We start from the raw sequence: 10,957 nt of genomic DNA, 5'->3' as shown, positions 1-10,957 counted from the left end.
GCTGCCGGAACGCGGCGCGGGCTGGTCCACGCCGTGGCTGCTGCTGGCCGCCGGGCTGGGGGCGGCGGCCGTGCACCTGCTGGCCTGAACCGCGCTACCGTGCTTGCGCCGTTCAGCGCTTCGGCCTATGGCCGCGGCCATGCCTGAAGCCGCTCCTGCCACCCGCAAAGCCACCGTGACCGTGACGCTGAAAAACGGCGTGCTCGACCCCCAGGGCCGCGCCATCGAGGCCGCGCTGCACGGGCTGGGCTTTGATGGCGTCGCCGGCGCCCGGGTCGGCAAGATCATCGAACTCGACGTGGCCGACGGCACAAGCCGCGAAACAGTCGAGGCGATGGCCCGGCAGCTGCTGGCCAACACGGTGATCGAGAATTTCCGGATTGAGATGCCGTGAAGGCCGCCGTCATCGTCTTTCCCGGCTCCAACTGTGATCGCGACCTTGCCGACGCCATCACCAAGGTGACCGGCCGCGCCCCGGAGATGATCTGGCACCGCGAGACAGAGCTGCCCGAAAGCCTTGATTTCATCGGTATCCCCGGCGGCTTTTCCTATGGCGACTATCTGCGCTCCGGCGCGATGGCGGCGCGCTCGCCGGTGATGCAGGCGGTGGTGAAGGCCGCCGGCGAAGGCCGCGCCGTGCTCGGCATCTGCAACGGCTTCCAGGTGCTGACCGAAGCTGGCCTGCTGCCCGGCGCCCTGATGCGCAACGCAGGGTTGAACTTCGTCTGCCGCGACGTGCGCCTGACGGTGGAAAACAGCCAGTCGATCTTCACCAGCCGCTATGCCGCCGGCGAGACGATCACCATCCCGGTGGCCCACCACGACGGCAATTATGTCGCCGATGCCGACACGCTGGACCGCCTCGAAGGCGAAGGCCGCATCGCCTTCCGCTATGCAGAAACCGTGAACGGCTCGGCCCGGGACATCGCCGGCATCCTGTCTGATGCTGGCAACGTGCTGGGCATGATGCCCCATCCGGAACGCCTGATCGAACCCGAACAGGGCGGCACCGACGGCCGCCGCCTGTTCGAAGCGGCCATGATGGCGCTCGCCTGACACCTCTGGCGCGCCGGGCCGGCATCATTCGCATTGGGGGAATATCATGCTGCGGACGCTGATGGTGATTGCCATGGTCGCTGCCACGCAGGGCCAGGCGGCGCCCCTGCCCTTCGCAGTCGAAGAAGCCACGATCGGCAGCGTGCATGCGGCCATGCGCGACGGGCGGCTGACCTGTCGGGGCCTTGTTGACGCCTATCTCGCCCGCATCACCGCCTATGACAAGAACGGCCCGGCGGTGAACGCCATTGTGACGATCAATCCCGACGCCACAAGCATCGCCGACGACCTTGACCGGCGCTTTGCGGCGGGCGGGCTGACCGGGCCGCTGCACTGCGTACCGATGATCGTGAAGGACAATTTCGAGACGCAGGGCTTGCAGACCAGCAACGGTGCGCTCGCTTTTGCAGGCTATCTGCCGGCCCAGGATGCCACGCTGGTGGCCCGCGCCCGCGCCGCCGGCGCCATCGTGCTGGCCAAATCGAACATGGCGGAATGGGCCTTCAGCCCGGTCGAGACCGTCAGCTCCATCCTGCCCGGTTACACGAAGAATCCCTATGCGCTCGACCGCGTGACGGCAGGATCGAGCGGCGGCACGGCAGCGGCCATCGCCGCCAATTTCGGCCTGGTCGGGCTGGGCAGCGACACCGGCGATTCGATCCGCGGGCCGGCCTCCCACACGAACCTTGCCGGCATCCGCTCGACCATGGGGCTGACCAGCCGCGCCGGGGTGTTCCCCCTGAACCTCAGGGCCGACATTGCCGGCCCGATGACCCGCACCGTGGAAGACATGGCCATCGTTTTCCAGGCCATCGCCGGCGCCGACCCGCGCGATCCAGCGACGGCCACCGCCACCGGGCGCACCTTACCCGATGTGCGCACCGCACTCGATCGTGGCGGCCTGAAGGGTGTGCGCATCGGCGTGCTCCGCGAGGCCTATGAGCGCGACAGCAGCGATCCCGAGATCGTGGCGATATTCCGCGCCGCGCTCGACGATCTGCGGCGGCAGGGGGCAATCATCGTCGATCCGGCGCCGATCGAAGGCTATGCGCTGCCGCCACGGCCGGCGCCGGACGCCATCTGCATGGGGTTCAAGCACGATCTCAACCAATTCCTCGCCGCGCGCGCCAGCCCAGGAGCAAGCCAGGTGCCGCTGGCCGATCTGGCCGCCATCCTCCAGTCGGGCAGGTTCCACCCGTCCGTGGCCAAGCGGCTGGAAGATGCCGAGAAGGTGCCGCAGAACGGCACGGACTCGCCGGCCTGCGCCGCCGACGAGGCCCAGCGCGAGGCTTTCCGCACCACGGTGCTGAAGACCATGGCGCGGCTGAAGCTCGATGCCTTCGTCTATCCGACCTGGAGCAACCCGCCGCGCCTGATCGGCGACCTCAACACGCCGGGCGGCGACAACAGCCAGGTGTTTGCGCCCATCACCGGGTTTCCGGCGGTCAACGTACCGATGGGCCATTCGCGCGGCGGCCTGCTGCCGGTGGGCATCACCTTCCTCGGGCGCCCCTGGGCGGATGTTGACCTGATCCGCTTCGCCTATGCCTATGAGCAGGCGACCCGCCATCGCCGCCCACCTCCAAGCACGCCGCCGCTGCGGTAGGCAACTCCAGCCCTTGTCAGCCGGCGGGCGCTCCTGCATCCATGAAAACTGGGGGCCTTGCCATGCACACACGCCGACAGATGCTGGGACTGGTGGGCGGCGCGGCCATCCTCGCGCCGCTGGACCGCCTCGCTGCCCAGCCGCTCTCCGATCAGCTCGTGCTGCTCGGCACCGGCGGCGGTCCGACGCCCAAGGCCTTGCGCGCGGCTCCGGCGATGGCGCTGATGATCGGCGGGCAGCTGCACGTGATCGATGCCGGCAATGGCGTGGCCCGGCAGGCTGCTCTGGCCGGGCTGCCGCTGAAATCCCTCTCGAACGTCTGGATCACCCACCTCCACAGCGATCATGTGGCGGACGCCTTCACCCTGCCCTGGCTGGCGTGGAGCGGCGCGCTGACCACGCCGGTGACGGTGCATGGCCCCAAGGGGATGGCGCGCATGGCGCGCGACTGGCTGCGGTTCGCGCGCGTCGACATCGACACCCGTGTCGCCGATGAAGGCCGCCCCGATCTCAGAAAACTGCTGTCCGTGCGCGAGGTGCAGCCCGGCGTGCTGCTGGAGGCAGGCGGCCTGAAGGTGACGGCCGCGCGAGTCGAGCATCCGCCGCTGTTCGACAGCTTCGCCTTCCGCTTCGACTGGGCCGGCAAATCGGTTGTCTGGTCCGGCGACACGCGGCCCTGCCAGGCGCTGGTCGATCTCGCCCGCGGCGCCGACATCCTTGTGCAGGAGGTCATGTACCTGCCGGCCATGGAACGCCTGATTGCCGCCGAATCCAACGCTCCTACCTTGCGCGCCCACCTGCTCGCCAGCCACACACCGGTGGAACAGGCGGGCGAACTTGCAGCGGCAGCGGGCGTGAAGCGCCTCGTCCTCACCCACTTCGTCCCCGGCGGCGACGCCAGCGTGACGGACGCGGACTGGGCCGACGCGGCGCGCAAGGCCTTTGCCGGCGAGGTGATCGTGGGGCGGGACCTGCTGCGGCTGGCGCTTTGAAGCAGATCAGCGCTTTCGGGCAAACCAGATGACATGCGCGGGGCCCTTGCCGTTTTCCCGCGCCCTCGTCTTCACGGTCTCCACCTTGAACCCCGCGCGCTCCAACTGCCGTCCGAACGCCGGGTCAGGCGCCGCCGACCACACGGCCAGCACACCGGCGGGGCGCAGCGCCCTCTTCGCAGCGGCCAGGCCGGCGCTGCTGTAGATGCCGTCGTTGGCGGGGCGCGTCAGTCCGTCCGGGCCATTGTCGACATCCAGCAGGATCGCATCATAGGCCGCCGTCGCCCGCCCGATCGCCTCGGCCACGTCGCCCATGGTCAGCGTCACCCGGGGATCGTCCAGACAACCGTCCGTCACTGTCGCCATGGGGCCGCGTGCCCAGGCGATGATGCCCGGCACCAGTTCGGCCACCGTCACCCGCGCATGCGTCCCCAGCCGGCCCAGCACGGCACGCAGCGTGAAGCCCATGCCATAACCACCGATCAGCAGATGCGGGGCAGCCACGCCGGCCAGGCGATCACAGGTCATGGTGCCCAGCGCCACTTCGGAGCCATGCATTCGCGTGCTCATCAGCTCGTTGCGCTCGAGCACGATCATGAAATCATCGCCGCGCCGGAACAGCCGCAGCGGCGGCCCGCCCGGCACCTCGGCCACGCCGATCAGCTCCCGCGGCGTCATCGGGCGTGCTCGCTCACACCCGCGTCTTGAACGGCGTGAAGTCGGTTTCGGTGTCGAACACGTCGAGGCCTTCGGCTTCCTTGAACCATGCCACCACCTTGTAGGTGACCGGCGTGAGCAGCGCCTCCCACAGCACTTTCAGCGCATAGTTGGTGGCCATCACGCTGAACACCAGGGCTGGTTCCCAGATGCCCCAGAAGGCCAGCGGGTAGAAGATCAGCGTGTCCACCCCCTGCCCCACCACCGTTGAACCAATCGTGCGCGTCCACAGCATCTTGCCGCCGGTCAGGAGCTTCATCCGGGCCAGCACAAAGGCGTTGGCCATCTCTCCGGCCCAGAAGGCGGCGATGGAGGCGAGGAAAATGCGCGGCACCTGGCCGAACACCTCGGCCAGCGCGGCCTGGCCCTTCCAGGTGGGATCGGGCGGCAGGGCGACGACGACGAAGCTCATGGTGGCAGCGAAGATGGAGGCGGCAAAGCCCACCCACACCACGCGGCGGGCGCGGGCATAGCCATAGACTTCGGTCAGCACGTCGCCGAGCACATAGGACAGCGGGAAGAAGAGGATGCCGGCCCCGAAAGTGACCGTACCCCACCAAGGCAGTTCCACCTGCGCAGGCTTCGCCGCGCCGATCATGTTGGAGCAGATCAGGATGATGGCGAAGGCCGCCATGGCATAATCATAATAGCGCAGCTGCCGCCCGGTGATGGCATCGGCCGAGACGGCGCGCACGCCGACGGGTTCTTCCGCGGCGGCAAGGATCGGATCAGTCATGGCGGCGCACCATAAGCGCTGAGACGCGGGGGAAAAGCCGCCCAATGACGCAGGCGCAATGTTCTATTTCTGTTCCCATTCTGCTAGACTGGTTGCATGGCCGATTCGCTGCCTCTTCGTTGGCTGTATCTCGATCTGAACAGCTATTTCGCCAGCGTCGAGCAGCAGCTGAATCCGGCGCTGCGGGGGCGGCCGGTGGTGGTGGCTCCGGTGATGACAGACAGCACCAGCGCCATTGCTGCCAGCTATGAGGCGAAGGCCTTCGGCATCCGCACCGGCACCAAGATCTGGCAGGCGAAGGCGCTGTGCCGCGACCTGGTGGTGGTGCCGGGCCGGCACGATGAATATGTCCGTTTCCACCACCGCATCATCGCCGAGGTGGAACGGCATGTGCCGGTCGCCGCCGTCTGCTCCATCGACGAGGTGGCGTGCCGGCTGCTCGACAACGAGAACAGCGTGGACGCCGCCACAGCGCTGGCAGGGCGCATCAAGGCGGGCCTGAGGGCCAATGTGGGGGAATGCCTCACCGCCTCCATCGGCGTGGCGCAGAACCGGCTGCTCGCCAAGATGGCGGCCGATATGCGCAAGCCTGACGGGCTGACCATATTGACCGACGACGTGCGCCGCGCCCGGCTGGAGAAGCTGCCGCTGTCCGACATTCCGGGCGTGGGTCGGGCCATGGAGAAACGGCTGGCCGCCGCCGGGCTGGTGAGCATGGCGCAGCTGCTGGCCATGGAACCGGGCCAGGCCCGCAAGGCATGGGGCAATGTGTGGGGTGAGCGGCTGCACTGGCTGCTCCACGGTCATGAGCTGCCGGAGGTGGCGCACGACCGCAAGACCATCGGGCACAGCCATGTGCTGGGGCCGGAGAAGCGCCCGCTGGCCGTGGCGCGGCTGGTGGCGCGGCGGCTGGTGATGAAGGCCGGCACCCGCCTGCGCCGCGCCGACCTGCGCGCCGGCTGGCTTGGGCTGCACGTGAAGGGCGAGGCGCGGGGCAGCAAGTGGAAGGCCGGCATGAAGCTGCCCCAGGTGATGGATTCGCTTTCGCTGGTGGAAGCGATGGAAGGCCTGTGGGCGCGCATGGCCGGCGAGTCCGGGCACGCCCGCCTGCTGCAGGTGGGGGTAGTGCTGGCCGATCTGACACCGGCCGACGCTGCGCAGGCCGACCTGTTCGATGGCGGCGCGTTGCTTTGTGCGCAGACCGATACGCGCCGGCTGGCCCTGTCCCGCGCCATGGACAGGGTGAACGCCCGCTTCGGCCGCGATGCCGTGACGCTGGGCCATGATGTGCGCGGCGCCAGCCGCTTGCGCGGGCCGGCGATTGCCTTCACGCGCATCCCGGAACTGGCGGAGTTTCATGAATGAGGGCGGCTTGGCCGTGACGTCGAAGGGGCCTCGGGAAAGCCTCTGCCGCGGCAAAGCCGCGGCGCCGGCTTGCCCGATCCCGCCGGCCGGGCGCTGCGCCGAGTCTGGCGGCGGCACGCCGCCAGCCGGCTTGGCCTAGTGCAATTTCAGCTTCGGGCGCACCACCTGGTTCACATGGCCGACCAGCAGCAGGAACAGCCCCTTGATCCAGCCGTGGATGGCAATCAGGTGCATGCGATAGAGCGAGGTGTAGACAAAGCGCGCCAGCCGGCCCTCGATCGCCATACGGCCGCCCACCAGATTGCCCATCAGGCTGCCAACGGTGGAATAGCGGGCGAGGTTCACCAGCGCGCCCTTGTCGCGATAGACGAAGGGCTTCAATGGCCGGTTCTCGATCAACGCGCGGATGTTGCGGTAGACGGTGTCGGCCATCTGGTGCGCGGCCTGGGCGCGCGGCGGGATCGGCCGGGCCTCGCCGGGCGGCGTGTAGCTGGCGCAGTCACCAATGGCGAAGATGTCATCGTCGCGCGTCGTCTGCAGTGTGTCCCGCACCAGCAACTGGTTGGTGCGGGTGGTTTCCAGCCCGCCGATCCCCTGCAGAAAATCGGCGCCGCGCACCCCGGCGGCCCACACCTTCAAGTCGGCCTGGATGCTCTGGCCGTCACGGGTGAGGATGGCGTCGGGCGTTGCCGACACCACCTGCGTGCCCGGCAGCACCTTGACGCCCAGGTTTTCCAGTTCGGCATGGGCGGCGGCGGCCAGCTTCTCCGGCAGCATCGGCAGGATGCGCGGCCCGGCTTCGATCAGGCTCACCTTCAGGCGCTGGCGGTCGAACACCTCGAGGCCGTAATAGCCCAGCGCGTCAGCCGCCGAATAGAGCTCGGCCGCCAGTTCCACGCCGGTGGCACCGCCGCCCACGATCACCACGTTCACCGTCGCCGCGCTGGCCGGATCGGAGACCATCTGCCGCGACACCCTGAGGCACTGGTTCAAAAGGCGCCGGCGGAAGCGATCGGCATCCGTGCGGCTTTCCAGGCTCAGGCAATGGTCCTTGACGCCCTCGATGCCGAAATCATTGGAAATGCTGCCCACCGCCAGCACCAGATAGTCATAGCGGATGCGGTGGCGGCCGATCACCTCGCTGCCATCCTCGTCGCGGATCGGGGCGATGATGATCTGCTTGGCCTCGCGGTCGATGGCTTCGAGAGCGCCATCGAAATAGCGATAGCCCCAGCGGAAGGCGTGGCTGCGATAGCCAACCTCGTCGAGATTGGCATCAAGGCTGCCAGCCGCCACTTCGTGCAGCAGCGGCTTCCAGATATGGGTGGGGTTGCGGTCCACCAGGATGATGTCGAAATCGGCGCGTGGGAAATGCGCGCCAAGCTTGGTCACCAGCTCCAGCCCGCCGGCGCCGCCGCCGACAACCACGATCTGGGTCTTCTTGCCGTCTGCCCGCCTGCGCGCCATCGCGTGAGCTGCCCTTTGTTGCTTTAGCGCCTCCCTCTAGCGCGCTATCCGTGATCGCCCAATTGACTTTATTGCCTCAATGGCGACTCTGTCGGCTGACCTGGGCACTGCGGTACGGCCGCGCTGGCAGGGGACAGATGAATGCTCAATCTGCTGCTGGCGCTGCTGGCGATGTTCGCGCTGGCCAATCTCAGCGTGCTGCTGCTCTCGATCGTGCGCCAGAAGGCCTGGCCTCGCGCCGAGGCCCTGCTGCTGGGGGGCGTGGTCAACTTCCTCGATACGCTGGGCATCGGATCGATGGCGCCCACCATGGCGTGGTTCAAGTTCCGCCGCATGGTGCCCGATGCCCTGATCCCGCAGACGATGCTGGCCGGGCTCACCCCGCCGTCCATGGCGCAGTCGCTGATTTTCCTGATCCTGCTGGGGGTGCAACTTGATCCGGTGCTGCTGCTGGGGTCGGTCGCTGCGCTGGTGGCCGGCGGCGTAGTGGGCACACGGCTGATCGAACGGGCGCGGGCCTGGGTGGTGCAGGCCCTGGTCGGGTTTGCGCTGCTGGTGGCGGCACTCTTCTACATACTGTCCATCCTTGATTTGATGCCGGCGGGCGGCACCGCCACCGGGCTGCCGCCGGGCCCAACCGCCATCGCCATCGCCGCCAATTTCGGGTTCGGCATTCTCGTCAACTTCGGCGTGGGCAATTATGCGCCAACGCTGGCGCTGCTGAGCCTGATGGGCCTTGATCCGCGCCTTTGCTTCCCGATCATGGCCACCGGCGCCTCGCTGGCCGGGACCACAATCGCCATCCGCCACGTCCGCGCTGGCCGGCTTGATCTGTCTATCGTGGGTGCCATCGTGCTCGGCGGCATTCCGGCGGTGCTGGTGGCGGCGCTGGTCGTGAAATCGCTGCCGCTGACCACGCTGAAATGGCTGGTGACCTTCGTGATCAGCTACACCGCCATCATAATGCTGCGCAGCGCGGCGCGGGGCCGGCAGGCCGAGATCGACGCACCCAGATGATGGCATGACAAAGCCGCCCCGCCCGGCTATGCGCGCCGCCATGAGCCAGATCACGCCCGACATCGTTGCCGCCCATGGCCTGACCCCCGAGGAATATGAGCGCGTGCTCAGCGCGCTGGGCCGGGAACCCAACCTTCTGGAACTGGGCATCTTCTCGGTGATGTGGTCGGAGCATTGCAGCTACAAGTCGTCCCGCCTGCATCTCGCCAAGCTGCCCACCAAGGCCCCATGGGTGATCCAGGGCCCGGGCGAGAATGCCGGCGTGATCGACATTGGCGATGGGGATGCCGCCATCTTCAAGATGGAGAGCCACAACCACCCCAGCTATATCGAGCCATACCAGGGCGCCGCGACTGGCGTCGGCGGCATCCTGCGCGACGTGTTCACCATGGGCGCGCGGCCGGTCGCCAACATGAACGCGCTGCGCTTTGGCGCGATAGATGCGCCGCGCATGCGCCACCTCGTGAAAGGCGTGGTCGCCGGCATCGGTGGCTATGGCAATTGCGTCGGTGTGCCGACCGTGGGCGGTGAGACGATCTTCCACCCCAGCTACAATGGCAACATCATCGTCAACGCGATGACAGTGGGCCTCGCAAAGGCCGACAAGATCTTCTATTCGGCCGCCGCCGGGGTGGGCAATCCGGTGGTGTATGTCGGCAGCAAGACCGGGCGCGACGGCATCCACGGCGCCACCATGGCCAGCGCCGAGTTCGATGAGAACAGCGAGGAAAAGCGCCCCACCGTGCAGGTGGGTGATCCGTTCACCGAAAAGCTGCTGATCGAGGCCTGCCTCGAGTTGATGGCGTCGGATGCCATCGTCGCCATCCAGGACATGGGTGCCGCCGGCCTGACCAGCTCCTCGGTGGAGATGGCGTCCAAAGGTGGCGTCGGTATTCGCCTCGATCTCGACAAGGTGCCGTGCCGCGAGACCGGCATGACGCCCTATGAGATGATGCTGTCGGAGAGCCAGGAACGCATGCTGATGGTGCTGAAGCCAGGCCGCGAAGCCTTTGCCGAAGCCATCTTCAAGAAGTGGGAACTGGATTTCGCGGTGATCGGCGAGGTTGTCGAGGGCGGCGACCTTGTCATGACCTTCCACGGCGACGTGGTGGGCCGCATCCCGCTGGCGCCGCTGGCCGATGCCGCGCCGAAATATGATCGGCCGCATGTGCCGACGCCCAAGCGCGCGCCGCTCGCCGATGTGCCGGGCAGCCTCGACATTTCCGACGATCTCAAGCGCCTGATGGGCAGCGCCGACCTGTGCTCGCGCCGCTGGATCTGGGAACAATATGACCACATGGTCGGCGCCGACACGGTGCAGCGCCCTGGCGGAGATGCCGCGGTGGTGCGCGTGCACGGCACCAGGAAGGCGCTGGCCATCGCCACCGACTGCACGCCGCGCTATTGCTTTGCCGATCCGCACGAAGGCGGCAAGCAGGCGGTGGTGGAGACCTGGCGCAACATCATCGCGGTGGGCGCCAGGCCGCTGGCGATCACCAACTGCCTGAACTTCGCATCCCCGCAGAACCCCGTGATCATGGGCCAGCTGGTGGGCTGCATCGAGGGCATGGCCGAAGCCTGCCGGGCACTCGACTATCCGGTCGTGTCCGGCAACGTGTCGCTCTACAACGAAAGCAAGGCGACCGGCGGCGGCAATGCCATCCTGCCAACCCCGGCGATCGGCGGGGTCGGCCTGCTGGCCGATTACAGCCACCAGATGGACCTCGCCTTCAAGGCGGCAGGCGATGACATCTGGCTGATAGGGCCGATGGATGGGATGCTGGGAACGCACCTCGGTCAGTCGCTGTGGCTGCGCGAATGCCATGGCCGCGAGGACGGACCGCCGCCGCCAGTCGATCTGGCGGCCGAACGTGCCTCTGGCGAGGCGGTGGCCGCGCTGATCGCCGCCGGCACGGTGACGGCGGTGCACGACCTGTCCGACGGCGGCCTTGCCGTGGCGCTGGCCGAAATGGCGTTGGCTGGCGGCCTTGGCGCCACAGT

At 67.7% G+C, this 10,957-nt stretch carries 10 protein-coding genes; 7 read left to right on the top strand and 3 right to left on the bottom strand.

Annotation, left to right across the window (positions count from 1 at the left end):
* Positions 1-139: 139 nt before the first annotated feature.
* The 4 genes from purS to GJV64_RS06940 all read left to right on the top strand — a co-directional run bounded on the left by purS (position 140) and on the right by GJV64_RS06940 (position 3,654).
* On the top strand, positions 140-394 hold the full coding sequence (gene purS, locus GJV64_RS06955; RefSeq protein ID WP_164156544.1) for a phosphoribosylformylglycinamidine synthase subunit PurS: 255 nt from the start codon (positions 140-142) through the stop codon (positions 392-394).
* Positions 391-1,056 (top strand): phosphoribosylformylglycinamidine synthase subunit PurQ, encoded by a 666-nt coding sequence (gene purQ / locus GJV64_RS06950; RefSeq protein WP_164156543.1) that lies wholly within the window; start codon positions 391-393, stop codon positions 1,054-1,056. The genes purS and purQ overlap by 4 nt, the downstream gene beginning before the upstream one ends.
* A gap of 46 nt (positions 1,057-1,102) precedes the next feature.
* A complete protein-coding gene (locus GJV64_RS06945) occupies positions 1,103-2,662 on the top strand; it encodes an amidase (protein WP_164156542.1) in 1,560 nt (519 codons plus the stop codon).
* 62 nt (positions 2,663-2,724) lie between these two features.
* Complete coding sequence (locus GJV64_RS06940) at positions 2,725-3,654, top strand: MBL fold metallo-hydrolase (protein ID WP_205599554.1); 930 nt, start codon at positions 2,725-2,727, stop codon at positions 3,652-3,654.
* 6 nt (positions 3,655-3,660) lie between these two features.
* Here the strand turns inward: GJV64_RS06940 and GJV64_RS06935 are convergent, their stop codons facing one another.
* Positions 3,661-4,332: a spermidine synthase gene (locus tag GJV64_RS06935; RefSeq protein WP_164156541.1), complete on the bottom strand. Its 672-nt coding sequence runs from the start codon at positions 4,330-4,332 to the stop codon at positions 3,661-3,663.
* 13 nt (positions 4,333-4,345) lie between these two features.
* On the bottom strand, positions 4,346-5,107 hold the full coding sequence (locus GJV64_RS06930; RefSeq protein WP_164156540.1) for a queuosine precursor transporter: 762 nt from the start codon (positions 5,105-5,107) through the stop codon (positions 4,346-4,348).
* Positions 5,108-5,203: 96 nt separating this feature from the next.
* On the opposite strand from GJV64_RS06930, the gene GJV64_RS06925 reads away from it, so the two are divergent.
* Positions 5,204-6,472: a DNA polymerase Y family protein gene (locus tag GJV64_RS06925; RefSeq protein WP_164156539.1), complete on the top strand. Its 1,269-nt coding sequence runs from the start codon at positions 5,204-5,206 to the stop codon at positions 6,470-6,472.
* A gap of 135 nt (positions 6,473-6,607) precedes the next feature.
* On the opposite strand, the gene GJV64_RS06920 is transcribed toward GJV64_RS06925, so the two are convergent.
* Positions 6,608-7,939 carry an NAD(P)/FAD-dependent oxidoreductase gene (locus GJV64_RS06920; protein WP_164156538.1) on the bottom strand — a complete coding sequence of 444 codons (1,332 nt, stop codon included), beginning with the start codon at positions 7,937-7,939 and terminating at the stop codon, positions 6,608-6,610.
* 141 nt (positions 7,940-8,080) lie between these two features.
* On the opposite strand from GJV64_RS06920, the gene GJV64_RS06915 reads away from it, so the two are divergent.
* Together GJV64_RS06915 and purL are read left to right on the top strand one after the other, a co-directional pair.
* Positions 8,081-8,956 carry a TSUP family transporter gene (locus tag GJV64_RS06915; protein ID WP_164156537.1) on the top strand — a complete coding sequence of 292 codons (876 nt, stop codon included), beginning with the start codon at positions 8,081-8,083 and terminating at the stop codon, positions 8,954-8,956.
* A gap of 40 nt (positions 8,957-8,996) precedes the next feature.
* Positions 8,997-10,957: phosphoribosylformylglycinamidine synthase subunit PurL (gene purL / locus GJV64_RS06910; RefSeq protein WP_164156536.1), on the top strand; the 1,961-nt coding region annotated here is incomplete at its 3' end.

Source organism: Sandarakinorhabdus rubra, from assembly GCF_010994245.1.
GTDB classification, from domain to species: domain Bacteria; phylum Pseudomonadota; class Alphaproteobacteria; order Sphingomonadales; family Sphingomonadaceae; genus Sandarakinorhabdus; species Sandarakinorhabdus rubra.
Note: the sequence above shows the minus strand (reverse complement) of the source record. Positions and strands in the feature narration are given on the sequence as shown.